At 54.2% G+C, this 25,098-nt stretch carries 23 protein-coding genes; 18 read left to right on the top strand and 5 right to left on the bottom strand.

Going from position 1 to position 25,098, the window contains the following annotated elements; genetic code table 11:
* Nucleotides 1-53 precede the first annotated feature (53 nt).
* The 5 genes from ACK2JC_RS10785 (at nucleotide 54) to tnpA (ending at nucleotide 5,014) form a co-directional block, all read left to right on the top strand.
* Nucleotides 54-1,490 carry an SPFH domain-containing protein gene (locus ACK2JC_RS10785; RefSeq protein WP_368272150.1) on the top strand — a complete coding sequence of 479 codons (1,437 nt, stop codon included), beginning with the start codon at nucleotides 54-56 and terminating at the stop codon, nucleotides 1,488-1,490.
* Nucleotides 1,491-1,514: 24 nt separating this feature from the next.
* On the top strand, nucleotides 1,515-2,876 hold the full coding sequence (locus tag ACK2JC_RS10780; protein ID WP_320937984.1) for a TFIIB-type zinc ribbon-containing protein: 1,362 nt from the start codon (nucleotides 1,515-1,517) through the stop codon (nucleotides 2,874-2,876).
* Nucleotides 2,873-3,817 carry a TPM domain-containing protein gene (locus tag ACK2JC_RS10775; protein WP_320937983.1) on the top strand — a complete coding sequence of 315 codons (945 nt, stop codon included), beginning with the start codon at nucleotides 2,873-2,875 and terminating at the stop codon, nucleotides 3,815-3,817. The genes ACK2JC_RS10780 and ACK2JC_RS10775 overlap by 4 nt, the downstream gene beginning before the upstream one ends.
* Nucleotides 3,818-4,064: 247 nt before the next feature.
* A complete protein-coding gene (locus tag ACK2JC_RS10770) occupies nucleotides 4,065-4,349 on the top strand; it encodes a GIY-YIG nuclease family protein (protein ID WP_092371045.1) in 285 nt (94 codons plus the stop codon).
* Nucleotides 4,350-4,540: 191 nt separating this feature from the next.
* A complete protein-coding gene (gene tnpA, locus ACK2JC_RS10765; RefSeq protein ID WP_048931400.1) occupies nucleotides 4,541-5,014 on the top strand; it encodes an IS200/IS605 family transposase in 474 nt (157 codons plus the stop codon).
* 290 nt (nucleotides 5,015-5,304) lie between these two features.
* On the opposite strand, the gene rhuM is transcribed toward tnpA, so the two are convergent.
* Entirely contained in the window at nucleotides 5,305-5,538 is a 234-nt protein-coding gene (gene rhuM / locus ACK2JC_RS10760; protein WP_276854426.1) for a RhuM family protein, read from the bottom strand.
* A 418-nt stretch (nucleotides 5,539-5,956) separates the two neighbouring features.
* On the opposite strand from rhuM, the gene ACK2JC_RS10755 reads away from it, so the two are divergent.
* On the top strand, nucleotides 5,957-6,550 hold the full coding sequence (locus ACK2JC_RS10755; RefSeq protein WP_092370974.1) for an AAA family ATPase: 594 nt from the start codon (nucleotides 5,957-5,959) through the stop codon (nucleotides 6,548-6,550).
* A 112-nt stretch (nucleotides 6,551-6,662) separates the two neighbouring features.
* Here the strand turns inward: ACK2JC_RS10755 and ACK2JC_RS10750 are convergent, their stop codons facing one another.
* From ACK2JC_RS10750 to ACK2JC_RS10740, 3 genes are all read right to left on the bottom strand, one after another.
* Nucleotides 6,663-8,936 (bottom strand): M56 family metallopeptidase, encoded by a 2,274-nt coding sequence (locus ACK2JC_RS10750; RefSeq protein WP_320936071.1) that lies wholly within the window; start codon nucleotides 8,934-8,936, stop codon nucleotides 6,663-6,665.
* A 4-nt stretch (nucleotides 8,937-8,940) separates the two neighbouring features.
* Complete coding sequence (locus ACK2JC_RS10745) at nucleotides 8,941-9,300, bottom strand: BlaI/MecI/CopY family transcriptional regulator (RefSeq protein ID WP_118755136.1); 360 nt, start codon at nucleotides 9,298-9,300, stop codon at nucleotides 8,941-8,943.
* Between the two features lie 75 nt (nucleotides 9,301-9,375).
* The gene (locus tag ACK2JC_RS10740; protein WP_320936072.1) at nucleotides 9,376-10,020 is read right to left on the bottom strand and encodes a type 1 glutamine amidotransferase family protein; all 645 of its coding nucleotides are present in this window, start codon (nucleotides 10,018-10,020) and stop codon (nucleotides 9,376-9,378) included.
* 126 nt (nucleotides 10,021-10,146) lie between these two features.
* Between ACK2JC_RS10740 and ACK2JC_RS10735 the strand changes: the two genes are divergently transcribed.
* A complete protein-coding gene (locus ACK2JC_RS10735) occupies nucleotides 10,147-11,079 on the top strand; it encodes a YafY family protein (protein ID WP_320936073.1) in 933 nt (310 codons plus the stop codon).
* 101 nt (nucleotides 11,080-11,180) lie between these two features.
* A complete protein-coding gene (locus ACK2JC_RS10730) occupies nucleotides 11,181-12,239 on the top strand; it encodes an AI-2E family transporter (protein ID WP_092371199.1) in 1,059 nt (352 codons plus the stop codon).
* Here the strand turns inward: ACK2JC_RS10730 and ACK2JC_RS10725 are convergent.
* Complete coding sequence (locus ACK2JC_RS10725; RefSeq protein WP_178620119.1) at nucleotides 12,181-12,744, bottom strand: hypothetical protein; 564 nt, start codon at nucleotides 12,742-12,744, stop codon at nucleotides 12,181-12,183. The genes ACK2JC_RS10730 and ACK2JC_RS10725 overlap by 59 nt on opposite strands.
* 638 nt (nucleotides 12,745-13,382) lie before the next feature.
* On the opposite strand from ACK2JC_RS10725, the gene ACK2JC_RS10720 reads away from it, so the two are divergent.
* The 10 genes from ACK2JC_RS10720 to ACK2JC_RS10675 all read left to right on the top strand — a co-directional run bounded on the left by ACK2JC_RS10720 (nucleotide 13,383) and on the right by ACK2JC_RS10675 (nucleotide 25,084).
* Nucleotides 13,383-14,177, top strand: a complete 795-nt coding sequence (locus ACK2JC_RS10720; protein ID WP_320936074.1) for an EFR1 family ferrodoxin — start codon at nucleotides 13,383-13,385, stop codon at nucleotides 14,175-14,177.
* Between the two features lie 409 nt (nucleotides 14,178-14,586).
* A complete protein-coding gene (locus ACK2JC_RS10715; protein WP_320936075.1) occupies nucleotides 14,587-15,912 on the top strand; it encodes a 2-hydroxycarboxylate transporter family protein in 1,326 nt (441 codons plus the stop codon).
* A 20-nt stretch (nucleotides 15,913-15,932) separates the two neighbouring features.
* Nucleotides 15,933-17,027 carry a C45 family autoproteolytic acyltransferase/hydolase gene (locus ACK2JC_RS10710; RefSeq protein ID WP_118755143.1) on the top strand — a complete coding sequence of 365 codons (1,095 nt, stop codon included), beginning with the start codon at nucleotides 15,933-15,935 and terminating at the stop codon, nucleotides 17,025-17,027.
* A gap of 46 nt (nucleotides 17,028-17,073) precedes the next feature.
* A complete protein-coding gene (locus ACK2JC_RS10705; RefSeq protein ID WP_320936077.1) occupies nucleotides 17,074-18,105 on the top strand; it encodes a C45 family peptidase in 1,032 nt (343 codons plus the stop codon).
* Between the two features lie 22 nt (nucleotides 18,106-18,127).
* Complete coding sequence (locus tag ACK2JC_RS10700; protein ID WP_320936078.1) at nucleotides 18,128-18,958, top strand: alpha/beta hydrolase; 831 nt, start codon at nucleotides 18,128-18,130, stop codon at nucleotides 18,956-18,958.
* Between the two features lie 79 nt (nucleotides 18,959-19,037).
* The gene (locus tag ACK2JC_RS10695; RefSeq protein ID WP_368272257.1) at nucleotides 19,038-19,976 is read left to right on the top strand and encodes a LysR family transcriptional regulator; all 939 of its coding nucleotides are present in this window, start codon (nucleotides 19,038-19,040) and stop codon (nucleotides 19,974-19,976) included.
* A 545-nt stretch (nucleotides 19,977-20,521) separates the two neighbouring features.
* A complete protein-coding gene (locus ACK2JC_RS10690) occupies nucleotides 20,522-21,454 on the top strand; it encodes an ROK family protein (RefSeq protein WP_227167815.1) in 933 nt (310 codons plus the stop codon).
* Between the two features lie 79 nt (nucleotides 21,455-21,533).
* Nucleotides 21,534-22,514, top strand: a complete 981-nt coding sequence (locus ACK2JC_RS10685; RefSeq protein ID WP_320936080.1) for an ROK family protein — start codon at nucleotides 21,534-21,536, stop codon at nucleotides 22,512-22,514.
* A gap of 1 nt (nucleotide 22,515) precedes the next feature.
* Complete coding sequence (locus tag ACK2JC_RS10680; protein WP_320936081.1) at nucleotides 22,516-23,679, top strand: SIS domain-containing protein; 1,164 nt, start codon at nucleotides 22,516-22,518, stop codon at nucleotides 23,677-23,679.
* A gap of 40 nt (nucleotides 23,680-23,719) precedes the next feature.
* Nucleotides 23,720-25,084, top strand: coding sequence for an ABC transporter substrate-binding protein (locus ACK2JC_RS10675; RefSeq protein ID WP_118755150.1), 1,365 nt, complete (start codon nucleotides 23,720-23,722; stop codon nucleotides 25,082-25,084).
* Nucleotides 25,085-25,098: the final 14 nt, after the last annotated feature.

The following is a 25,098-nucleotide window of genomic DNA, read 5'->3' as shown; positions in this document are numbered from 1 at the left end:
GCGGGACGGGCAGAGTGAAAAGGATGATTCAGAAAGAAAGGGGAATATAGATTATGGGAATTATCAAATCAGTAAAGTCGGCGATTGGGGGAGCCTTTGGCGATCAGTGGCTGGAGGTGGTGGAACCCGATGACATGGGCGACCAGACCGTGTTTGTGCGGGGCGTGCAGGTGAGACAGGGGCGCGGCTCCAACGTGAAGGGGAGCAGCGATACCGTGACCAACGGCTCTGTGATCCACGTGTACCCCAACCAGTTTATGATGCTGGTGGACGGCGGCAAGGTGGTGGACTACACCGCGGAGGAAGGGTATTACACGGTGAACAATTCTTCCCTGCCATCGCTGTTTAACGGGCAGTTCGGGGAGGCGCTGGCCGAGTCCTTCAACCGCGTGCGCTTCGGCGGAATCACACCCGGGGTTCAGAAGGTATTTTATGTGAACCTTCAGGAGATTAAGGGCATCAAGTTCGGCACCCGCAACCCGGTTAACTATTTTGACAATTTTTACAACGCGGAGTTGTTTTTGCGGGCCCACGGCACCTATTCCATCAAGGTGACGGATCCCCTTAAATTCTATGCCGAGGTTATTCCGAAGAACGCGGACCGGGTGGAGATCGAGAGCATCAATTCCCAGTACCTGTCCGAGTTCCTGGAGGCGTTGCAGACCTCCATCAACCAGATGGCTGCGGACGGCACCAGAATTTCCTTTGTGACCTCCAAGAGCCGGGAGCTGGGCCGCTATATGTCTGACACCCTGGACGAGGAGTGGAACAAACTGCGCGGTATGGAGATCCAGGCGGTGGGAATCGCCAGCATCTCCTACGACGAGGAGTCCCAGAAGCTGATCAATCTGCGCAACAAGGGCGCCATGATGGGCGATCCCCTGGTGCGCGAGGGTTATGTGCAGAGCACCATCGCCGAGGGCTTAAAGAACGCCGGCGGAAACGCCAACGGCGCGCTGGCGGGCTTTATGGGCATGGGGATGGGAATGCAGTCCTCCGGCAGCTTCATGGGGGCGGCTTCCAATACCAACATGGCCCAGATGCAGATGAACCAGATGCCCGGCGGACAGTGGCAGGGCGCGGCAGGGATGCCTTATGGGCAGGGGATGCCGGGAGCGGCCGGAGCGGCCGGGATGCCGTACGGGCCGGGGATGGCCGGAGCAACTGGAAACGCCGGGATGCCAGGGGCGGCTGGAGCCGGGATGGCCGGAGCGGCTGGGGCTGGGATGGCCGGAGCGCCTGGGGCCGGGATGCCGGGAGAGGGCGGTGCGCCGGAGGCGGGCCAGGGACAGCCGGTACCCGGCCAGGCCGGGGCTCAGGCGGAGTCTCATCCAGCAGGATGGATCTGCCCGCGCTGTCAGAATGAAAATCACGGCAAGTTCTGCAGCGAGTGCGGCAGCCCGCGCCCGGTGAGCGAGTCTTGGGTCTGCAGCTGCGGTACCCAGAATACAGGGAAATTCTGCAGCGAGTGCGGAAAGCCCAGGTCATAACAGACACAGGGGGACAATTCGAACATGGCGACAATTACCTATAAATGCCCGAACTGCGACGGCGGGCTGCTGTTTGACCCGTCCACCCAGAAATATCACTGCGAATACTGCCAGTCCAGCTTCTCCCAGGAGGAGCTGGACGCCCTGGCACCCGCGTCGGCATCGGATACGGCCGTACCGACGGGGATGGAGGCCGAGGGGGCGTTGGGCGGAGGAGCTGGGGCCGGGAGTGCGATGGCCGGAGGAGCGATGGCCGGTGCTGGAGGTGCGATAGCTGGAGGTGCCGTGGCCGGAGGAGCGATGGCTGGGAGTGCTGGGGCCGGAGGAGCGATGGCTGGGAGCGCTGGGACCGGAGGAGGGATGGCCGGGAGCGCTGGGGCTGGAGGAGCGATGGCCGGGAGCGCTGGAGCAGGAGACGCTGCCCCCGGGGCCGCGGACGCATTTTCCGGCGGAGCTGTCTGGGAACCGGGGGCGGATTCAGACGGATACGCGCAGGATACGGCTAACCAGGGCGAAGCGATGCTCTACACCTGCCCCAGCTGCGGTGCGGAGATCGTGACGGACGCCACCACGGCGGCTACCTTCTGTTACTACTGCCACAATCCGGTGGTACTGTCCGGCAGGCTGACGGGTACCTATCAGCCGGATTTCGCGATCCCGTTCCAAATCGACCGGAAACGGGCGCAGGAGGTATTTTCCCAGTGGATTGCGAAAAAGAAGTTCGTGCCCAGGGAATTTTACTCTCCCAAGCAGATCGAGACCATGACGGGCGTGTATTTCCCATACTGGCTGTTCAGCTGCAAGGTAGACGGGTCGGTGCAGGGACAGGGGACCAAGCTGCGGGTCTGGACGGCGGGAAATCTGCGTTATACGGAAACTAAAATTTACGATATCGCCCGCCAGGGAACGGTGGAAGTGAACAATGTGGCGCGCAATGCCTTAAAAAAGGCCAACCGCCGCCTGGTGGACGGTGTCCAGCCCTTTGAGATGGGGGAGATGCAGCGGTTTTCCATGGGTTATCTCTCCGGATTTATGGCTGAGAACCGGGATATGGAGCGAAATACCTTTGAGACCGAGGTATCCCAGGAGGTACGGGATTTCGCCGTCTCCGGGTTGAAGAGCCAGGGAACCGCTTACGACCGGGTCCAGATCACCAACCAGAGGGCGGAGATCTCCGAAGGTTTCTGGCAGTACGCGCTGCTGCCGGTGTGGACCCTCACCTACAAGGAGCGCCAGGGCGGCAAAATTTATTATTTTGCCATGAACGGCCAGACTGGAAAGGTCTGCGGCGAGCTGCCAGTGGACAAGGGCAAGCTGATGATTTTATTTGCATCCATCTTTTTGCCGCTGCTGATTATTCTACTGATTTTGGGGTACATAATATGACAGGGATAAACGGGACGAAAAATGGCAGAATAAAAAGGCGCCTTATTTCCTGCGCGGCTCTGATGATGTGCATTGTGCTGGCGCTTCTGGCTGCGCCGGTCATGCCGATGGTGGCCGGTCCGGCCGTAGTTTACGGTGCGGGAAACAAGATTGTAGAAGAGGTTCCGGAGGAGCGTATATTCGACAGCGCGGGGCTGTTCGACGCAAGGGAACGGGCTCATCTGGAAGAGATGGCGGCCAGCTACCGGGATGAGATGGGAGTTGATCTGGTGGTGGTGACGGCCTTCAACGACGGCAGGCATACCGCGATGGAATATGCCGACGATTTTTACGATTACGGCGGTTTCGGGGAGGGATCGGATGCGGACGGCGTTCTGTTTCTGATCTATCTGGACCGGCCGGGCTCCGTCACCGGGGATTATTGGATCTCCACCACCGGAGTCATGATCCGGATTCTCACGGACAAACGCATCGACACCATGAAGGCCAATGTGGTGAGCTTTCTCAAGGATCAGGACTATGTGGGAGCGGCACAGCAGTTTATGCGCGACGCGTCCTATTATGTGGACAAGGGCATTGTGTCAGGGCAGTACAATTACGACTCGGAAACCGGCAGGATCAGCCGATACCACAGTATCCGCTGGTACGAGGCGCTCTTTGCCGTAGCGGTGGCCGCCGGTGTGGCGCTCTCGGCCTGTCTGGGCGTGATGCGCCAGTATTCCATGAAGCCCAGCCGCCGCCAGAAGGAGAATGGTCTGATGGCCTACCGGGCGGGCGCAAATTTCTGTATGAACAATATACAGGACATTCTGGTCAAGCAGTTTACCACCCACACCCGGATTTCCACCTCATCCGGTGGCAGAGCGGGCGGAGGCGGCCGCAGCACCACCCATACCTCCAGCAGCGGCAGGAGCCACGGAGGCGGAGGCGGCAGGTTTTAAGGCACCCGCCCGTCCCGCCAAACGTTTAAAAAATGGTAAATGCGCGCCTCATGCACATTTTCCGGGATTTATGATATACTATATTAGAGACTGCAGTCGGCATCATCAAATGGTAATGCGGTGCGCATCCAGCTGGTGCTTTAAATAGATTACGGGGCGCTTTATCTCCGGGCGGCGATGACAGGTTATGGATGTCGTTGCCGTTTACATAGCACGCCACCGCAGCACGGGATTAGATTTACAGATTATGGAAGAAAAAAGCAACTACACCTATATATTGACATGTGCGGACGGAACGCTCTACTGCGGTTGGACAAACCATCTGGAGCAGAGGGTGAAAGCCCATAATGAAGGCCGGGGCGCCAAGTATACCAAGGCGCGCCGGCCCGTTGTGTTATCCTACTGGGAAGCCTTTGACACCAAGGAGGAAGCGATGCGCAGGGAATATGCGATCAAGCGGCTGAGACGGGGGGAGAAGCTGCGGTTGATTGAGGCCCGAGACCTGAGCGCCGGACGGACCGGGAAAATATAAAAATAGTCATGATACAGAGGGTGTGCAAAATCATCTATTTTGATGATTTTGCGACACCCCCTTTATTGTGTCACAGTAAAAATAAACCACCTGCTCTGCAGGTGGAGGGAATATCTTCAGATAAAAGCAACTCCTGTGCTAAACTAGATGTAGGTCTGCAAACCACAAATAAAAAGCACAGGAGGTCCAAAATGGACAATAATAGTTTAGCGCACACAAAATGGGATTGCAAGTATCATCTGGTTTTTGCACCAAAATATCGTAGACAGGTAATCTATAAAGATATCAAGGCAGATGTAGGACAAATCCTTGGGACATTATGCCGAAGAAAAGGAATCGAGATAATCGAGGCACAATGCATGCCAGATCATATTCATATGCTGGTAAGCATTCCACCCAAATATTCAGTATCAGAGGTGGTGGGATATCTCAAAGGAAAAAGTTCACTCATGATATTCGAGAAGCATGCGAACCTAAAGTATAAGTACGGAAACCGTCATTTCTGGTGCCGTGGATATTACGTGGACACAGTAGGAAAGAATACGGCGGCAATAAAGGCATACATCCAAAATCAGATAAAAGAGGACTTGGAATATGACCAGATGTCGTTAGTAGAGTACATAGACCCGTTTACGGGTGAGCCGGTGAAGAAAAACAAGAAGTAGGACTCTTAAGAGTCAGTAGGGAGTCAAAGCAAACCAGCAAGCCCCTTTTGGGGCAAAGCCGGAGTAAGGAAGCACTGAATATGCCCTTTTAAGGGCAGCTGAGAATGTGGTGCAGCTGGCAGACTTTTCAGTGCGCCTTCCGGGCGCAAGCAGGTAACAGCCCCTTATAGGGGCAGAACAAGCCACCGGCTAAGCCGGTGGTCTTGACTTAATATTTAAGTATGATGTGCTTTTTTGTACTATAAAGGAAATTGTTTTGTTCACTGACGGCAATATCGCGTTAGAAGTCCCTATAACGCCAGAACAAGACACCGTATGCCATGTTTGGACTTTACTCGATATCCTACAGAAATAATAACATCCAAATTATAGTGAGCAACCTGCCGTACTACGATTCTTTCCCCTTCTTTTTGAACTATCGCAAAATTTGCGACAGTTGAGGCCTGATCCTGCAGTTCCTCTTTCAAAGCATTATTAATATGTTTTCCAATTGTTTTTACATCACGCTCAAACAATTCGGCCATTTGATTTCGGTTTAAACATGGGAATAAAAGAATTGCTGCTGCTATTTTCTTATATTTTATGGATAGGAATCAGGCGCTATTTCGGGATGGGAAAAGGTGATTGCTGACCATACATTGGTGGCCCTGACAATTATGATTGCAGAATCAAGGCCAGAAGCTTCGTGAACTGGATTTATATGATTATTTTACAGAGGCGTGTGAGGAACTTTATATCCAGGTTTTTGAGGAATGGGCGGATCGAAACGGATTGGATTTCAAAAAGCAGTAAAGTGAAGTGGCGTCTGCCGGTGCAGCAGACCCTCGGCTGCTTTAAAAGATAAGGCAGCCTGCCCATCATTTTTCCACCAAACGCTAGGAAATCCCCTCCGTTTGTGCTATACTGGGAGATACTTACAAAGAGAAGGGGAGGCAGGCAATTATGGACAAAGTGATTACAGTAAGCCGTGAATTCGGCAGTGGCGGCCGGGAATTGGGGGTACGCCTGGCGGAACATTTTGGGATTCCCTTTTACGATAAGGAGCTGATCTCCATGGCGGCGGATCACGCCGATATGGCGGAGACGGCGTTCCAGCACTACGATGAGAAGCTTCCGGACATGCATGACCCGTTGGACCGGCATTATTACAACCCATTCTCCGCGGTGTACAAGGTGCCTATGTCGGATCAGATTTTTGTGGCGCAGTCCAGTTTTATCCGCCGCCTTGCGGAGCAGGGCCCCTGCGTGATTGTAGGACGCTGCGCGGACCGGGTGCTGACGGATAGCGTTAATCTGTTCATCTACGCGAAAATGAAGGACCGGGTGAAGCGTATGGTATCCCTGGAGCCGGAGGCGGATCCCCAGGAGATGGAGAAGCGGATTCGTGAGGTGGACCGCAAGCGCAAGGATTATTACCAGTATTATACCGGGGCTCAGTGGGGCAGGGCTCAGAATTATCACCTGTGCGTGGAAAGCGGACTGGTGGGCGTGGACGGTTGCCTGCGGGCGGCGTTGGCGTATCTGGGTGAGAATTGATGTGAACGATAGCCGCGTTTACGCGTTGTCAAAGCGGATTTTTAAGAAAAGGGGGCGGATAACCTGCAACTTCAGGTTTTCCGCCCCCTTTTCCATGGGAAATACTGATTCATTAGGCGTCCGGGGAGAAAAAGCCGTACCCGGTTGCCAGATTATGCAGACCGTAGCAGCCCAGCTGATCCCTGGCATCGATAAACTGGCGGCGGCCCGGCCACCAGGTCCAAAACTGAAGGGCGCCGTACAATTCTGTACCAGGAGCATATCCTGTGGCCTCAGGGGTGTAAAGGAGAAAGGCAGAACCGGGCACCAGGGGCGCGCCGTCCGGGCCATCCAGCCCATAGGGGCCGCTGGAGATATAGCGGATGCCGTTTTCGCGCCACTCTTCGCCTAGTGGATGACCGGTGTCCAGCACCAACTCCTTCAACGTCAGGGACCAGGAGGCGCCGGTGAGACGGGTGAAATCCCCAAAGCTTCCGTGGAACCGGCAGATGTACTGCACGTCTGCGTCGGAGTCGGTGTATTCTCCTGCAAAGGAACCGTCCGGGTTCAGGGTAAGGGTGGTCCGCCACGCCCCGGCTCCGCTGAGAAATTCCATTTCCAAAGGATGGTTTAAGGGCAGGGAATCGGTTTTCACGGGAACGGCGGGCGTCTGAGTTAGGGTCATAGCTGTCTGAAAATCCTGTAGATTTTCAGACATGGTTTTCGAGGGATCTCTGGTGAAGGTCCCGTCTAAATCGTCCAGCCACCACAGTGTTTCGGCCAGCGTTCCAGCTTGATCGAAGGCGGCTTGAAGGTCCGCGTGGGTATTGAAGAGCTGGACGCTGTGGGCCAACAGGCCGTTAAGTTCATCCACAAACGTAGAGATGGCTATAGGGTCAAATGTTCCGTGGAAGGGTGCGCTGAAATTGGTGTCAAAGGAGATGCTTTTTTGCTGCACCGTGGTTTCCACACCGTCTTTCAGGAAAAAGAGTTCGTAGTGATAGGAGAAATTCCCCTGATACATGGTGGGCCGGTAGCGCAGCAGATAATCTTCCCCATCCAGGGTACACAGGAAGAGGGCGTTCCATTCCGATGGTGCACGGCTGCCCCATGCCGACCAGATTTTTGTCCCGTTCTCCTGGAAATCCAGCGAAAGCTCATTTCCGGTTTCGGACAGACGCAGTGTCTCCGGGATGCCGTTGTGGTTTACATCCGTTTCAGGAAGGCCTTTTTCAGAGGGGGTATCGCCCGTGTTGGGTGAGGCCGGTGTTGACGGGAGGAGAGACTGGGAGTGGCCGTTCTGCTCATGTTGTCCGTTCTGTCCATCCTGGCCAAGTTGCCCGGATTGTTCAGGCTTCCCAGATTGCCCATCCAGCCCGATTCTCCCACTAACCCCCGCCATTTTGGCATTCCGGTCAGTGGCCAGAGCCGTCCCGGCGGCCAGCACTGTGATCAGGGCCAGATTTATGACCCACAGCGCTGGCTTTTTATAATGCAGCACATGTTTGATCCGGCTTTGCAATTTGCTGTCCCCAAATGCCAGGGGGCCGATTGGGAGCCGTTTTCCGGTGGAGAGCCGCAGCAGGGTGGAAGAGTAATCGGCCCGGATATCCCGGCCAATGTTTCGCAGAACTGCCTCATCACAGGATATTTCCATATCCCTTCCGGCCAGATAAAAGGCCAGCCAGACCAATGGATTAAACCAGTGTATAACCACAGCCAGCCACGCCAGGGCCCGGAGACAGGGATCCAGCCTTCGAATGTGGGTCCGCTCATGAAACAGGATGTACTCCCGCTCTTCTTTGGGAAGGTCCGAGGGCAAAAAGATTCTGGGCCGGAACAGTCCCAGCACAAAGGGGGAGGAAATGTGATCGGCCAGCCAGACCTGTCTCTCCCCCGCAAGGGGAGTGGCCCCCAAAAGCCGCCGTTGCAGCTGAAACAGAGAGATTAAACTGTAGAGAAGCAACCCTGCTGCACCGCACAGCCAGACAGCCGTCGCGATTGCCAGCAGACCAGCAGGGGAGGTGGCAGACTGTGGAGCCCTGCCTTCCTGGGAGCCTGTGATTCCGCCTGTATCCGCTGCCTGCTCCGTCACGGCGAGAGTATCCGGATCGCTGGAAATGTTGGCCGCGCCGGAGGAATCAGGTGCGCCCAAGTGGTCGGCCACGCGCAGGCGGTCCGTCACCTCCAACCTCCGCTCCAGCAAAACCGGCATTCCGCTGGGAATGATACCCACCGGGCTTACGAAGGTTATGGGGCAGAGCAGCCGGAACAGTACCGCCACCCACAGGGCGTAGGAGAACACCCTGGGCGCTTTTCGCAGGGACAGGCGGAGAAGCAGCACAAGCAAAATGACGAGACTTGCCGTCCCGCTCATTGAGAGTACCATCAGGAACAGACCGCGCATGTCCTCACCTCCTGCTCTTGTCGATGAGCTGCTGGAGCTGGTCGATCTCCTCGTTGCTCAGCTTTTTTCGAAACGTAAAGGCGGTGAGGAATTTTGGCAGGGATCCGTCAAATGCCTCCTCCACGAATTCCTCGCTCTGAAGGGCGGAGAATTCCTCACGGCTCAGCAGAGAGGTCACCACTCCACCGTCGTTTTGTACAATACCCCTCTGGCACAGCCGCCGCAGGACTGTATAGGTGGTGGATTTTTTCCAGGACAGTGTTTCGCGGCACAGCTCTGCCAGCCTGCCGGAGGTCAGCGGTTCGTTGTCCCAGATCAGCGCGGCGAACTTTGCCTCTATTTCGCCCAGTCTGTACTGTGTCATATTTTGCAGCTCCTTTTTAAATGTTGGTTTACAATTTGTAGCCTACTGCTAGTCTACATCGTGTAAACCAATCTGTCAAGAAGCCGTATCGCTGTCGCACGGCAATGTTTTCATAAGGGCATAAAAATACTCATGCTTACCAGTACGAAAATATTCATACCAGGCCTCAAGCGTGTCTGATTGAAATACATCTAAATACTCGATTATTTGCCTGGCCCACAGCAAAGCCCCGGCGCAGCCGGCTGTAATCAGATTGTGGTCCGCCACCGACGGCTGATCGACGTAAAAGCGCTGCCCTTTATAACCGGGGGAAAACATGTCAAGGAATCCCGGCCCATTGCTGGTATGCGGACGCTGATCCAGAAGCCCACAGCCCGCCAGCGCTGTGGTGGCCCCGCAGATTGCGCACACCGCGGCGCCTGCAGATAGAAACTCACCTGCTTTTTCAATAACAGCGCCGTGCCTTGGGGAGCTCCAGGTATTCGCGCCCGGCAATATGAGCATACTCGTCTCATCCGCAACCATCTCATCAATTAAGCAGTCAGGCATAATCATCAATCCGCCCATGGTAGTGACGTTTTCCCGGGAATCGCTGACCGTTTTGAGTGACACGCGCTGCGCGCCCTTCCTGAAAAAACGCCCGGAGTTCAGCTCCGCGGTGACATACCCCAATTCCCAGTCGGCCAATGTATCGAGAACGTAAACATAGATTGTAAACATAAAATTCCTCCATTTTAATTTTCTTGTATAGCGCTGTCTCTGACAGAATTTTACCATGTGATTGTTGACAACAGTATGGCCATAATCCATACTAATAAAAAAGAAATGTTAAAGGGCGGTTGTCAGATGAAAACAGACAGGCTTGTGAGCATTATCATGATGCTTCTGGACAAAGAGCGCGTAAGCGCGCAGGAATTAGCAGACAGATTTGAGGTTTCACCCCGGACCATTTACCGCGACATAGAGACCATCAACATGGCGGGGATTCCGGTCCGCTCAACGCCGGGGGTGGGCGGTGGTTTTGAAATCATGCAGGAGTACAAGCTCGATAAAAATGTTTTTTCCGCTGCCGACCTCTCCGCCATCCTGATGGGGCTGTCCAGCCTTTCCGGAATGGTGCGGGGAAATGAACTGGTAAACGCCCTTGCAAAGGTCAGGCGTTTCATCCCCGCTGACAGAGCCAAAGAAATTGAATTGAGAGCAAACCAGATATATATCGACTTAAGTCCCTGGATGGGCAACCGGAACATTCAGCCCTATCTGGAACTGGTCAAAACGGCTTTGCAGGAAAGCAGGCTACTTTCATTTGAATACGCGGACCGCTTCGGAAATAAGACGGTGCGGACGGTGGAGCCGTACCAGATTGTACTGAAGGGCAGCCATTGGTATTTTCAGGGATATTGCCGCAAACGAGAAGATTTTCGCCTGTTCCGACTATCCCGCATTTCAAACCTGCAAATGAGCCGGGAGACGTTTACGCCGCGGGATTATCAAAAACCGGTTTTGGATTTTGGGGATATTCTGAAAACCATGCAGACAACCATCAAGCTTCGCGTTCAAAAATCTGCGATGGACCGTTTGCTCGATTTTTGTACTTGCGAACATGCTGTGCCGGACGGCGAGGAGCATTATATTGTCAATTTTCCGTTTATTGAGAACGAATATTACTACGATATTCTGATCAGCTTCGGGGATCAATGTGAGTGTCTGGAGCCGCTGCATGTCCGTGCGGAAATGAAGCGCCGGATACAAAATATGGCCGCCCTATATGATGGTTAAAAATCATTTTGAATGGTGGTAAATCTTAGCAGCATATTTTAAGAGGCCGGGCTCATACTAAGAAGGTACAAAGGAAGTACAAATCAGAAACAGGTGAGTCCATGGAAAAGCCCGGTAAGAAACTGAAGAAATTAATTGTCATAACAGGAACCACGGGAGTGGTGTACGCAGGATTCCGGTATCTGCTGCCCCTCGTGGCTCCTTTTTTCATAGGATATTTGGTTGCGCTTATGCTGCGCCCCTCGGCGCGCTTTTTGTCCTACCGCCTGCGGCTGCGTATTAAGGGAAAGACCCGCCATCTGCCCATCGGAGTGGTGGGAGGCGCGGAATTTCTGCTGCTGATCACACTGCTGGGGGCGGGGCTGTACTGGGGGCTTGTGAAGCTGTGCCAGGAAGGCAAGATGCTGGCGCTCCAGCTGCCCATCTGGGTGGAGCAGTTCGACCGCTGGCTGACAGGAAGCTGCCGGGAAATGGAGCAGACCTTCGGCCTGCGGGAGGGCCGGGTGGCCGATGTGGTCAGCGAGATGCTGACCAATCTGATCCAGGCGGGCAAGCAGTCGGCCATGCCGGTGTTGATGGCCAACTCCGTCACGGTAATCCGCTGGGGAGTGGGAATTATCGTGGTGTTTGTCGTGCTGTTCCTGGCCGTGGTGCTCTCTCTCCAGGAAATGGACGATCTTCGGGTGCGGCGGGACCTGTCCGTGTTCCGGCGGGAATTCGCCATGATCGGGAAACGCATCGTGCACACGGGCAAGGCCTGGTTCAAGACCCAGGGTATTATCCTCAGCCTGATTACCATGCTGTGCATTCTGGGGATGGCGGCCATCGGCAACCCTTACTATATTATGGCCGGAATCGGGATCGGGGTGCTGGACGCCCTGCCTATTTTCGGAACGGGAACGGTGCTGATCCCGTGGAGCCTCATTTGCCTGTTTATGGGGCGGTGGGGGAGGGCGCTGGCGCTGTTTGCATTGTACCTGATCTGTTATCTGATCCGGGAATATCTGGAAACAAAGCTGATGTCCAACCAGGTGGGACTGTCTCCGCTGGAAACGCTGGCGGCGGTGTACGTTGGCTTGCAGCTGTTTGGATTCCTGGGATTTATATTGGGGCCTCTGGGGCTGCTGCTGATTGAGGATCTGGTGGAAGCGTGGACGTAAGGGGGGCCAGCCGGTCGATCGGATCTTTTAAATCCAGCAGGTACTGGTGGGGCTTCATTTCGATGTGGATTCCGCAAGAATCCTTTCGCAGCGATTCCATCCAGTTGTCCCAGCCGCCGATAAAAATGTCGATAAAGTCGGGGGAATTTCCCCGGCTTTTATAGCGTCTGAGATATTCCTGCCTGGCCCCGGTTTCCGGATAACAGAGTACATAAGGAACACCGGCCTGCCCCAAATTCTCCAGGACCCGCGCTACCGACGGAATGACAAGGTAGCCCTGTGGATTTTGCCGGTGGTATTCCAGAATTGCCTCCAGGTAGGAGAACTCCCACCCAAAGATAAAATCCAATTCCAGACTGGCCTTAAAGGACTCAACTGGCCGCCCGGAGGCCAAAAGCTTGTCAAAATTGGAATACTTAAACGGCATACAGCCAAAATCCACTGCGTTTTCGACGTTTTGGCAAAAGGTGGTTTTGCCGATTCCTGAAAATCCGGCTATGATCATAGATACCTCCTTGGTTTGGTCGTGTAGAGGCGTTTCCTAAGCTGAAAATGCCACATTATGATAATTGATTATAGGCCATGGGCGAAGGCCGCGCCAGTGCAAATCGCGTGCGGGGCCGTCGGCTTTGTGCGGCCTGTCAGGGGATACGCGGACAGGTATACAAAAAGCAGCCCTTTTGTGAACCGGAACCGGTGTGGGACGGGGCGGGGGAATGCCGGCATGGCTCAGCCGCCGTCTGGACGGTTGGGAAAATGCCGCCCCGACCGCCGGAAAACACGTTACGGTACACTCCGTTCCCAGTAACACGCTTCGCGATGCACAGAAACGGCAAAAAACGCCGTTTCGCGCCGCTATCCTCGGGTTTTCTGTGACTTCCGCTGCGCTCCGCTCAAAAAAACACCTCGCGGGACATTGCCTGTGAACCGTAACGAAAACACACGCAGCCAGCCGGAAAACACGCCCCAGGGCTGGTAAACAGGCTGGAAATGTGGTATGATATGCGAAAACCAGGATATGCCAAATGTGGGACGACATGGGATTGAAACGATGAAATGGATGCCGGAAACAGCGCATATCCGGCTAAGATGTCCGATCAAGGAATCTGCTGTGCAACAATGACAGAAGGAGGGTTACATAATATGAAAATTTCAAAGGTGAACGCGGTGTACTTCAGCCCCACATTCAGCTCCGGGGAGATCACCGGGCTGGTGGCCGGGGAGATGGCTTTGGCCGGAAGTCTCGGACAGGGGGAGAACATTGACCTGTCCAAAACGGAGGAGGATGAGGCGGTTCATGAGTTTGGGCCGGAGGACGTTGTCTGTGTGGGCGTTCCGTCCTACGGCGGGCGTGTGCCGGGGATCGCGGCCAAGCGTATGGAGAATCTGCGGGGAGACGGGACCGCGGCCGTGGTGATCGCGGTGTACGGCAACCGGGATTACGACGATACGCTGCTGGAGATGAAAGATATTCTGGCCGAACGGGGATTTACGGTGATCGCCGGATTGGCCGCGATCGCCCAACATTCCATCGCGCCCTCCATCGCGGCAGGGAGACCCGATGAGAAGGACCGCCACGAATTGCGGGAGGCTGCCCGGGCGATTTGGGAGAAACTGGAGGACCTTGCGGCGCCGGCAGACGGCCAGGTGGAGGTAAAGGGGAAACGCCCTTACAAGGAGTACGGCGGTTCCGCTATGAAGCCAACGGCGGATGAGAGCTGCGTGGGCTGCGGAACCTGCGCCGAACAGTGTCCGGTGAAGGCCATCCCGGTAGAGGCGCCGAACACCACGGACCGGGAACGCTGCATTTCCTGCATGCGCTGTATCAAAGTCTGCCCGGCAGGCGCCAGAAAGCTGGACCCGGCGGGGATTGCGGCGGTGGAGCAGAGGTTGAGCAAGATTTGCGGGGAGCGCAAGGAGAACGAACTGTATATTTGAGGCGGGAATTAGTTGAGGCCGCCGTCCATCTGGGGAATCCGGGTGGGCGGCGGTATTTTTTTGAGTGTAATGAGCTGTTGGATAGACTGCAGGCCATTGCTCTGAGAAATTTAAGCAGTAATGATGCAGAAAGCTGCACCGGTTCGTCTCATGGAGCACAACTACATGCCGAAAATGAGGTTGTTTGGGTCAGTTGGCATAGCTAAAAGTATAAATACACAAAATATCCAAAATAAACAGATTAATCTGACAAAAAATGAAGTAAATATTAGCGCATAAAAAAGAGTTATGGGTAAATGGTACAAAATGGTATTGGACAATTCGATTTTTAGTGGATAAAATCAATGTAAACACAATCCCGGGATGTGGTGTCAGGCAATGTTGTTTCAAACGAAAAAAGGGGGATTTTATGTTGGAAAAATTGAAGTCTGAGAAGATATTAGGGATACCGTTGTGGCTGTTTACAATTCTCACAGCTGCTACTCTTTTGATTGCGAAATTTGACTATCTACCATACAACCTGGCTGGAATGCTTGCGTTCTCAATGATTGTGGGAGCGTTTCTGGGATACATCGGAGACAAAATACCGGTTTGGAACGCCTGGTTTGGCGGCGGAATTATGCTGACCTGGATTATCATGTCCGCGGTTTACACCTTCAACTGGCTGCCGGAGAGCGCTATTTCCTGTATCGTAGATATCGGAATTGACGGCGGCTGGAGAGATTTCTTTATCGTCGTTCTGGTGGTGGGATCGATTTGTACGGTCAACCGTAAGATTCTGTTAAAATCTATTGTGGGGTTTATTCCCACCTGCGTCGTGGGCCTGCTTGCAGCGATTCTGTTTGGAATGGGAGCGGCCCTGATCGTTGGGGTGGACCCGATCCGAGCCATGATTTATTATGCGCTCCCTGTAATGGGCGGCGGTACCGGAGCGGGGGCGGTTCCTATGTCTGAGATGTTTGCAGCCGCTACAGGACAGGATTCCGGCACCTGGTTTGGGCCAGCGTTCGCGGCGCTCTGTGTGGCAGATTCCCTGGCGATCATTTTGGCTTCCTCCCTGAATGTGCTTGGCAAGAAGTTCCCAAAGCTAAGCGGATATCCCTCTATGATGCGTCCCGGAAAAAAGGAGATCAACTCCCGGGAAACTGTGGAGTCCGCAAAGGCACAGATGCGTCCAGCGACGGTGGAAGAGTATGCGCTGGGTCTTGCATTTGCAGTATTTATGTACATTGTGGCAAACTTTTATTCCAAGATTTCACTGATCAACAATGCGGGACTGGGTTTCAGCATCCATGCTTTCGCCTGGCTGGTTATTTTTATGGCGGTTCTGATCGGCACGGACGTTCTGCCGGAAAAGATTAAGGTGGGCTGCGCCGCGATTTCCAAGTTTTTCGCCAAATACATGGTATTTGCCCAGATGATCATTATGGGCTGCGCCTCGTCCCTGCACGACTTCGGCGAGATGCTGCTGCCCAAAAATCTGTTTATTATCACCATGGTCATGATCGGGGCAATCATCGGCACGGGGGCGTTCGGATATCTGCTGGGCTTCTATCCGGTTGAGATTGCCATGACAGCGGGCTTGTGTCAGGCGAACGCGGGAAATTCAGGAGATTTGATGACACTGAGCGCTGGCAAACGGCTTGATCTGCTTGCTTTCTCATCCGTGGCAACGCGGATCGGCGGAGCGATTACGCTGGTGATCGCAAGTATTTTGTTTGGCTTTTTTGCGTAGAAAATGAGAGGCTTTATGTGATGAAAAAACGAGAATGTTTCAGCCACTATATTTTTAAAGGTTCTCATTTTGAGGTGGGAATCCAGCATGGAGAAGCGTTTCGCGAAGATATACGGAACCATATGAATATGATTCTGGAACTGGCAGCGGGAAATTCCGGATTGTCCAGGGATGCTGTTTTGAAGCTTGTGGATGGTTATGAACCGTTTATTGCGAAGTATACACCCGGTTTTATAGAAGAACTGAAAGGGCTTTCGCAGGGGGCGGGGATTGAATACAGAGAAGCCCTCCTGCTTCAAATGAAACAGGAAATTGTATATGCGGCGAGGTTCGGGAACGCGGTGCCGTCAGATCAGGCCTGTACTTCCTTTGCGTTTGACAGTACCTATACTTGTGACGGAAAGGTATATAGCGGTCAGAATACCGATCAGGACGGAGAGTTCAGGAATGTTGGAAATGTTGTTACGTTTGCTGTGACCGGCAAGCCGCGGATCATGATGTTGGTTCCGGCGGGACAGATAAGCTTTATGGGAATGAACGAATTGGGTATGAGCACAGCTTGTAATTTTCTTCCCTGTACCGGTTGGAAGACGGGATTTCCGAGGTATTTGCTGTCGCGTTATATGCTGGAGCAGAAAGACTTTGATCAGGCATGCCTAAGCCTTGAGCGCATAAATTCTATTGCCTCATCCCGGAATATCCTTCTGGCGGATCATAAAGGGCACATGGTGAATTATGAGATCCTGCCGGTGGGCGTGGGAGAGATCCATGGAAATGGCTCCCTGATTCACACGAATCACTTCGTTCATCCTGAAATGGCGAAGTATGAAAAGAGCAATCCTTATGAGATGGAGGATTCGCTGGTGCGGTATCAGAGGTTTACAGAACTAAGCGAAGACAATAAAGGGAAAATTGATCTGGCTTTGATTCAGGCGTTTTTGAGAGATCATGGCGACCATCCGTGCTACAGCATCTGCATGCATCCCAGTCTCCACAATACATATCGGACCATGGCTTCTTTGGTGTTTGACCTGACAGACCGGGTGATGTATGTGGCGGCGGGAAATCCATGCCAAAGCCGGTATCAAAAATATACATTTGAAATGCAGCCATAATGCATAATGGTGCGACTATTTTGTAAGAGAGGGACGGAGGAACAGGATGCGCGAATTTAAATATATTACAATCGACGGCAACACACCATATGAAAGGGGAAAACAGCACGGTGAGGCCGCAAGGGAGTTGATCGGTCTTGGGCTGGACCGTTACCACAGGAAGTTTAAAGCGCCATGGGAGACGGTGCGGGAGAAGGCGGAGCGGTACGTGGAGTTTTTGACGGCGGATTACAGTGATCTTTTGGACGAAATCCGAGGCATTGGAGACGGTGCGGGCGTTGATTTCGAGGATATGATGGTTCTTAATACCCGCTATGAACTGTCAAAATTTCCGTTTGCCAAGGAATGCACCACATTTGCCGTCCTGCCTGACGCATCCGAGAACCGGCATGTTTATCTGGGGATGAACTGGGATAACGCGCGCTGGATGCAGGATAGCTCGCTGCTCTTTCACGTCAATGAGCAGAATGGCATCCGGTATTTCTGCATGACGGAGGCAGGACAGCTGATCCGGCATGGATTCAACAACTTTGGAGTCGGCATTGTTACCAACAATCTTGACAGCAAGGCGGATACGGATGGAGTCGGCGTGCCCACGAATTTCATGAGGCGACGGGTAATCACCAGCCGGTCTATGGAGGAGGCAGTGGATCATATTGTATCGGCACCCAGGGCGGTTTCCTGCAACTTGATGATCGGGTCGGAAAATGGTACCATAGACTTGGAAGTGAATCCGAAGTATGACATTCGAATCATGCCTGACAATGGTATTCTCACCCATGCGAATCATTTCCGGGTGCACAGGGAGCTGGAAAAGGATTTTGATCAGGCATTTTTCCGGGATGTGCGGTTATACTCTCTGTTGGAGCGGAGGCGCGGAAGCATTAACCCGGAATTTATACAGGACTGTTTGAAAGATCATTATCGGGAGAATCCAGAGTCCGGGGAAGCGGTGTGCAATCATGATGAGCGATGGGCCGTAACCATCGCCTCGCAGATTTATGATCTCACGGCGAAGGAAGCCTTTGTCTGCTGCGGAAATCCCTGCGAGGGAACGTACCGGCACTACAGTTTATGAGTGAGAGGCGGGAGGGGAAAAGATGATTAGTTGTAAAGTTCTTGCGGTAACGGATGACCCGGAGGCGAGGAAGGGGATCGTGGGGGATGCGGACTATAACATGCTTTGGTATTGCAGGGCAGCCCCCCGTTTCCAGTATTGGGTGAGGGTTCCCAAGTGTTATCTGGAGGACGAAAACAGGCGAGGGTATAAGCTGGTCGTTGTGATACACGGCACCGGCTGCGAGGTGGAGCGGTACCTTCAGGCCGCAGCGCCGCTTCTGGAGGAGCAGCACGTGGTTATGCTGGCGCCGGTATTTCCCAGCGGGTTGTTTGAGCTGAGTGATTTCAACAGTTACAAACTGCTCGCCTGCGACGGCATACGGTATGATGAAATTCTGCTTCAGATGATTGAAGAGTTGAGATATCGATATGAGGGCGTTGAGACGGATCAGTTCTTCCTCTGCGGGCATTCCGGAGGCGGCCAGTTCACAAACCGTTTCCTGTTTGTACACCCGGACCGCTTGACGGCGGTTTCCATCAGTGCGCCTGGAAGGCCTACTTTGATCGATTTTGAACAGGATTATTTCATGGGTGTTCGGGATTTAAAAGAACATTTTGGCCATGGGATCGACCTGGAAACATTGAGAAAGGTACATGTACAGATGGTTGTGGGTAGTCTGGACTGTAAATATGTGGGAGAAAGCCCTTGCGGGTCAACCAGAATTGAGCGTTTGAAATGTCTGAAACAAAATTTTGAGGCTCATGGAATTTCCGTACAGTTGAATGTGCTGGACGGAGTGGATCATGAGAGCCTTGAAGGGGACGAAAAGCGGATGGCCGCGTTTGGCGAATTTTTCAAAAAATATATGTGATATTATGGGCGCAACGGCAGAAATGGTTTCGGGAGAAAGCATTTCTGCCGTTTGCGGGCAAAAAAGGAGGAGATATACAATGAGCAGCAGTTATTCAAAGTTACAGTATATCATTGCGATTGCAGACAAGAAGAGTATTTCCCAAGCCGCCCGCGATTTGTATATTTCCCAGCCTGCGCTGACAAAATATATCAGCACACTGGAGGACGAGCTTGGAGTCCAGTTGTTTGACCGAACGAGTACGCCGATTCAGCTGACCTATGCGGGGGAGGTTTATCTGGAGTATGCGAAGCTGCAGTCCGGTATGGAAAAAAAGATGCGGGCAGAGATGGAAGAAATCTCCAAAATGAAGAGGGGCAGAATTAATCTGGGAATTGGAATCGGACAGGGCGAGTATTGGCTGCCGCAAATTCTGCCGGTGTTTTCGCGCTTGTATCCAGGGATAGAGGTGCACATTTATGACGGCTTTCAACAGGATTATGAGGAGATGCTGGCCCGGGGAAATATCGATATTGCAATCTCCTCCTGGACGTCACGTTCCGATAAGTTCCAGTATGAGGAGATCTGTGAGGAGAATATTTTGCTTTTTATGTCCCCAGAGGACCCCATTTTAAAGAATATTGATGTTTCCGGCAATGATGCAGACCATCCGGTCTACATCCGCCCGGAATTGTTGAATGGCGCTACGATTATTATGACAAAGCCGGTAAATTCTACATCCAGAACCGTCGCGCAGATCCTGACGCTCTGTGATATAAAAGCGGGGAAACGCATGTATGTCGGAAGCTGTAACACGGCATATTCGCTTGCGGCAGAGGGCATGGGGGTGGCGTTTTTTCCGCGAAGCAGCTATTTTTTCCCGGGTTATCACAAGAAGCCGGTGTGCTGCACGGTGACGGATCCTCCTTGCAGGAGAAAAATTGTGGCGGCCTACCGGAAGGAAGACCTCCTGTCCAATATCAAGAAAAGTTTTATCGAAGTGGTGAAACAGGTGGTAATAGAAAACCGTCTTTATTGAGACTGACGGAAGGGGTTAAACGCGGGAGAAGATGGAGCGGAGAGCCGGATATCAGGGAATGATCATGCGAAATGCGTGTGATTATTCCCTGATTTTTTTATGCGTTGGCGGAGATTTAAGGGGGATTTTGGGAGTCGGAGGGGCTTTTTTGAACGCGGATAACCCCGGTCTTATTGTGCCTGGATTACTAAGAATACAAGAAAATGTTCTCAAAAACCTCAAAAATTGTGCATTATATACAAAAACGGAGTTGAAAGATGCATCAGATTATCGATAGACAACAAAAACAGAGCCGTATATAATAGTGAGTATATTAGAAATGACGAAGATATTCGAAATAAAGAATATACTCCCTCACGGGGCGCTCGAAAGACGGGGGCATATTTTTTTACCTGCAATAGACTGATAATATCAGTGATTGTTACATAATTAACAGATAAAAAGAACGGAAGAGGCCGGTTGAAGATTTTCTTTCTTTTTTACCCGGACGGCCGTTGAGACACAAATAACGGAAGATTTTAAGACTGAATGCAGCAGGGGGTTATATGGACAGAAAGGTTATTTTATCAGTGGACGTTGGCGGTTCCAAATATGTGGTGGGCCTGGTGCGGGAGAATGGGCAGATTATCTGCAAGCGCCGGTATAACTGGCGGCACATTTCCGCGGACAGCGTGGTGGAGCAGATCACGGAGGCCATGCAGCAGGCGATCCGGGAGAATCCGGGCGTTCAGATCAGCGCCGTGGGTATGACGATTCCCGGCTTGGTGGACCCGGCGGCGGGGGTGTGGGTGTCGGCCCGGTTTATGGGGATTTACGGGCTGCACATCGGAAGGATTTTGACGGAGCGTTTCGGCTACCGGGTGTTTCTGGACAACGACTGTAACGCCAGCGCCATCGCGGAGCGGATGTACGGGGTCTGCAAGCGCACGGACCATTTTATCTATCTGACGGTCAGCAACAGCATCGGTGGCGCCCTCTACTTAAACGGGGAACTGTACCGGGGGGCGTTCGGAAATGCGGGCGAGATCGGAGAGTGTTATGTGGATGAGGGACTGGACGGCAGCGGCAGGCGGGACGCGCTGGAGAATTTTGCTTCCGGGCGCGGGCTGGCGGCCACCTATGTGAAGCTGGGAGGCAGTCCCAAGATCGACGGGGAAGCGCCGGAGGGGCTGACAATCAGCCGACTGGCCCAGAAAGGGGACCCCATTGCACTGAAGGCATTTGAGATGGAAGGCAGATACCTGGGACAGGTGATCGCCATGTGCTGTTCCGTGTTGGACCCGGAGAAGGTGATTCTCGGCGGCGGCGTGGCTCTGGCCTTTGACCAGTACAAAGAGCCGCTGATCCGCACGGTGAAGCAGGAACTGAACATCGGAGGCAAGACGATCCCGCTGATCCGCCCCACGGGGCTGGGAGACGACGGCGGCCTGTTGGGAGCGGCGGCGGTAGCGGTTTTGGAATTAAATCATTTTGGGTAATTGTCCGGGCGGCGGGACATTGGCGTATAGAGCCGCTTTAGGGGCTGTCTGAAGAATTACCGTGTTGGAGGTTGGAAGTTTGGAGAGAACAGAGCGCGTGGTCCTGGGGATTGACGTAGGAGGGACTAAAGTATGTGTCGGCGTTGTGACGGAGGACGGCCGGGTGTTGGACAAACAGCGCTATCCCCACCGGAACGTTCCGGTTGAGGAGTGGGCAAAGGAGCTGATGGCGCAGACGGATGCCCTGCTGGAGCGCTGCGGCATGAGGGACCGGATCGCGGCGGTGGGAATCGGCTGCCGGGGTAATGTGGATCACCGCAGCCAGCGGCTTATGGCTACCACGATCATGAAGCTCAGCCCGGAATATGATTTCTGCCAGGCGCTGCGCAGCCGGTACGGCCGCCCGGTCTACATCGACAACGACGTGAAGGCGGTGGCCTGCGGGGAGATTGTGTTCGGCGCGGGCAGGGAGTGCGGCGATTTTGTCTGCTATAACGTGGGAACCGGAATCGCGGTGGCCTCCGTGGCGGAGGGACGCCTGATCCGGGGCAGGGACAATAACGCGGGGGAGATCAGCACCGATTATCTGCCGGGAGGCAGGGACGGCGAAGCGGCTCCCGGGCTGGAGGCGGCGGCCTCGGGCAGAGGCATCGAGGACCAGGCCAGAGCGCTTTTGGACGCCTGCCCGGATTCGGCGCTGGCGGCCCAGGGGGAGAAGCTCACCGCCCGGGACGTGCTGGCGGCCTGCCGTGAGGGAGACCCGCTGGCCGGGAAGGTGGTACGGAGGGCCCTGTACATGCTGGCGGCCTCGGCGGTCAACATCCGGCACCTGCTGAACCCGGAACGGTTCGTATTTGTAGGGGGCGTGATCTCGGACCCCTGGTTTTTCGAACAGCTGCAGGGGACGGTTGAGGAACTGTCCCGGGCGGTGGGAGAGCGGTGGGACGCCGTGCTGCAGGTCTCGGAGCTTGGCATCGAACATGCGGGGCTTCTGGGGGCGGCGAGCGTGGCTTTCTATAATATGAAACTGAACGAACAAAACCATAAGGAGGTTGAGTAGGATGGAAATGAAAGAAATTGCGGCGTTAAATGAGCGGCTGCGGGAGCACATTCTCTCCCTGGCGAAGGCGGAGAGCTGGAAGCGCAACGACGAGCTGATCGCGGAGAGCATCGCCTCGTTTGAGGGGGAGCCGTACCTTGGCGGGATCAGGAACGTCTACATTGTGGGCCATGGAACGTCCTTTGCCACAGCGTCCAACGCGGAATCCCTGATCGCCCATATCGCGAAGGTCTACGCCAGGGCGCTGCACGCGTACCAGCTCAGGGAGTACCCGGAAGAGTTTATCCTGGACCCCGATAAAACACTGGTGATTGGCGTCACCTGCGGGGGAAATACGGTGAGCGTGAAGCTGGCGCTGAAGGCGGCCAGGGAAATGGGAGCCCACACCATGCTGATCTCCAACGACGGAAATGCTTCCTGCGCCGAGTTCGCGGACTTGCGGGTCAAGACCGACTGCAACGTGGAGCAGGCGGCGGATGTTCAGGCTTACAGCGTTTCCCATCTGTTCCTGCTGGAGGCCGCCTACGAGGTGGCGGTGCTTCTGGCGAAAAAGAACGGGGCTGCGGATGAGAAGCAGGCGGCCGTTTGGAAGGAAAAATTTGAGGACGTCAGAGCTAAGATGGCCTGTCTGCCGGAACTGTTCAATGAAATGGAAAAAATTGCCACCTGGTACAAGGGCACCAGAACCGAGAACATGGTGGTTCTGGGAACCGGCCCCAACATGGGCACCATGGTGGAGGGAGCGTTAAAGATTTGCGAGATGGCCTGGAAGTTCGGAGCCGGAGAGGAGCTGGAGGACTTCGCCCACGGACGTTTCCGCGAGATGGACGGCAAGATTCCGCTGTTCATCATCACCCCGGACGGAAAGACCAGGGAGAAGGTGCTGGATCTCCTGGCCGGATGCAACATTTCCGGGACGCCTACCGTGCTCTTTACCGGCAGCACCACCCCGGCGGTGGAGAAGCTGGCCACCCACATCGTCCGCATGCCGGAGGTTGAGGACGAGTATCTGACTCCGTTCCTGTACGTGTTCCCGCTGTGGTTCTTCGGCTACCATGTGAGAAAGATGGAGAACGGCCTGGTGGGAGAAAAGCGGTTCGGACTCTTTGCAAAGGATATCGATTTTAAGGCGCACTTCAACGAAGCCGGGGAATGGATCGGCTGACCCGGGTTCTTGAAAAAATAAAAGTGAAAAGGAGAAGTATATGAAAAAAGCATTGTGTTTTATCATGACGGCGGCATTATTGGCGGGCTCTTTAGTGGGATGCGGCGGCTCCGGCGGCGCTTCCTCCACCCCGACCCAGGCGGCGGGCGGCTCTGAGGCGGCGGGCGGCGGTTCCGGCGGCTCTTCCGGCGGCAGCGCTCAGGCGGCGGCGGGCAAGACCACGGCGGACGGCAAGTACGACCTGGTATTCTGGGTGTACTCCGACGCGGTATTAAACGACCAGGGCAAGCTCTTTGACCAGTGGGTCAAGGAATACTGCGAGGAAAATGAAAATGTAAACTCCATCACCCTGATCGGCAAAAACGACTCCGATCTTCTGACCAGCCTGATGGCAGGCGTGGGCCTTCCCGACATGTTCTTCGCCAGCGCCCGCGATATGGTGCAGTACAAGGGCGCCATCGACCTTTTGGACCTGTCCTCCATTTACGCTGAGCCGGAGTACAAGGATGGTTTCTACCCCGCGGCCATCGACGCCATTTCCGAGGACGGCGCGATGTGGGCGGTTCCGTTCATGAGTTATGTTCCGATCATTTTCCGCAACACGGACGTGATGACCAAGGCCGGAATCGACTGGGAGAACGAGGATCTGACCTCCTGGGATAAGTTCTACGAGGAGTGCGAGAAGGTAAAGGCAGCCGGAATCGACGCCACCCATTCCTGGGCTCAGGGCGGCTACTACTGCCCGGGCGCAATCCTGGCCTGCGACGCTCAGAACATGACAGCCGGCGTTGAGAACGGCGAGACCACCTTAAAGGCTGATCAGCTGGTAAGAACCTTTGAAACCGTGAAAAAGCTGGAAGAATACTCCAACGGCATGTCCTACGACGACGAGGCTGCGGCTGAGGCCTTCAAGGCCGGCGAGCTGGCGTTTATCGCGGCAGGCCCCTGGAACGAGCCGGACTACAAGAACGCAGGCGTAAACTATGACATTCAGCTGATTCCTTCCTACGACGAGAACGGTTACACCGGCGGACTTCAGGGCTGGGACTTCATGTACGGCGTGAACACCGGAGACGAGGGCAGAAATGAAGCGATCCGCGGATGGCTGAAGAAGATGGGTTCCTTTGAAGTACAGCAGAAGTTTGCACAGGTAATCGGACGTTCTATGCTGCGTCAGGACGCGATGGACGCTCCCGAGACCCAGCAGACCGAGATGTTGACGATTCTGGCCAAGGGCCTGAAATGCGGCATGAACCAGATGGATTTCGGACACAGCAGCGTGTTCTGGACCAGCGCCATCGCCGATGTGGCTCCCTCCGTGGCTAACGGCAGCATTACACCGGAGCAGGCGGCCGAGCAGTTCATTGAGGGGATCAACGGACTGTACGCCGAGGCGGGCGAGTAATTGCCGGACGATTA

Origin of the sequence: Enterocloster lavalensis (assembly GCF_046603895.1) — a bacterium.
Taxonomy (GTDB): domain Bacteria; phylum Bacillota; class Clostridia; order Lachnospirales; family Lachnospiraceae; genus Enterocloster; species Enterocloster lavalensis.
This window is presented reverse-complemented; position numbering and strand designations above follow the sequence as displayed.

Bases quoted from the DNA above. Each gene is read 5' to 3' on its own strand.
- ACK2JC_RS10785 (WP_368272150.1), top strand. From the start codon at position 54: ATGGGAATTATCAAATCAGTAAAGTCGGCGATTGGGGGAGCCTTTGGC.
- ACK2JC_RS10780 (WP_320937984.1), top strand. From the start codon at position 1,515: ATGGCGACAATTACCTATAAATGCCCGAACTGCGACGGCGGGCTGCTG.
- ACK2JC_RS10775 (WP_320937983.1), top strand. From the start codon at position 2,873: ATGACAGGGATAAACGGGACGAAAAATGGCAGAATAAAAAGGCGCCTT.
- ACK2JC_RS10770 (WP_092371045.1), top strand. From the start codon at position 4,065: ATGGAAGAAAAAAGCAACTACACCTATATATTGACATGTGCGGACGGA.
- tnpA (WP_048931400.1), top strand. From the start codon at position 4,541: ATGGACAATAATAGTTTAGCGCACACAAAATGGGATTGCAAGTATCAT.
- rhuM (WP_276854426.1), bottom strand. From the start codon at position 5,538: ATGGCCGAATTGTTTGAGCGTGATGTAAAAACAATTGGAAAACATATT.
- ACK2JC_RS10755 (WP_092370974.1), top strand. From the start codon at position 5,957: ATGGACAAAGTGATTACAGTAAGCCGTGAATTCGGCAGTGGCGGCCGG.
- ACK2JC_RS10750 (WP_320936071.1), bottom strand. From the start codon at position 8,936: ATGCGCGGTCTGTTCCTGATGGTACTCTCAATGAGCGGGACGGCAAGT.
- ACK2JC_RS10745 (WP_118755136.1), bottom strand. From the start codon at position 9,300: ATGACACAGTACAGACTGGGCGAAATAGAGGCAAAGTTCGCCGCGCTG.
- ACK2JC_RS10740 (WP_320936072.1), bottom strand. From the start codon at position 10,020: ATGTTTACAATCTATGTTTACGTTCTCGATACATTGGCCGACTGGGAA.
- ACK2JC_RS10735 (WP_320936073.1), top strand. From the start codon at position 10,147: ATGAAAACAGACAGGCTTGTGAGCATTATCATGATGCTTCTGGACAAA.
- ACK2JC_RS10730 (WP_092371199.1), top strand. From the start codon at position 11,181: ATGGAAAAGCCCGGTAAGAAACTGAAGAAATTAATTGTCATAACAGGA.
- ACK2JC_RS10725 (WP_178620119.1), bottom strand. From the start codon at position 12,744: ATGATCATAGCCGGATTTTCAGGAATCGGCAAAACCACCTTTTGCCAA.
- ACK2JC_RS10720 (WP_320936074.1), top strand. From the start codon at position 13,383: ATGAAAATTTCAAAGGTGAACGCGGTGTACTTCAGCCCCACATTCAGC.
- ACK2JC_RS10715 (WP_320936075.1), top strand. From the start codon at position 14,587: ATGTTGGAAAAATTGAAGTCTGAGAAGATATTAGGGATACCGTTGTGG.
- ACK2JC_RS10710 (WP_118755143.1), top strand. From the start codon at position 15,933: ATGAAAAAACGAGAATGTTTCAGCCACTATATTTTTAAAGGTTCTCAT.
- ACK2JC_RS10705 (WP_320936077.1), top strand. From the start codon at position 17,074: ATGCGCGAATTTAAATATATTACAATCGACGGCAACACACCATATGAA.
- ACK2JC_RS10700 (WP_320936078.1), top strand. From the start codon at position 18,128: ATGATTAGTTGTAAAGTTCTTGCGGTAACGGATGACCCGGAGGCGAGG.
- ACK2JC_RS10695 (WP_368272257.1), top strand. From the start codon at position 19,038: ATGAGCAGCAGTTATTCAAAGTTACAGTATATCATTGCGATTGCAGAC.
- ACK2JC_RS10690 (WP_227167815.1), top strand. From the start codon at position 20,522: ATGGACAGAAAGGTTATTTTATCAGTGGACGTTGGCGGTTCCAAATAT.
- ACK2JC_RS10680 (WP_320936081.1), top strand. From the start codon at position 22,516: ATGGAAATGAAAGAAATTGCGGCGTTAAATGAGCGGCTGCGGGAGCAC.
- ACK2JC_RS10675 (WP_118755150.1), top strand. From the start codon at position 23,720: ATGAAAAAAGCATTGTGTTTTATCATGACGGCGGCATTATTGGCGGGC.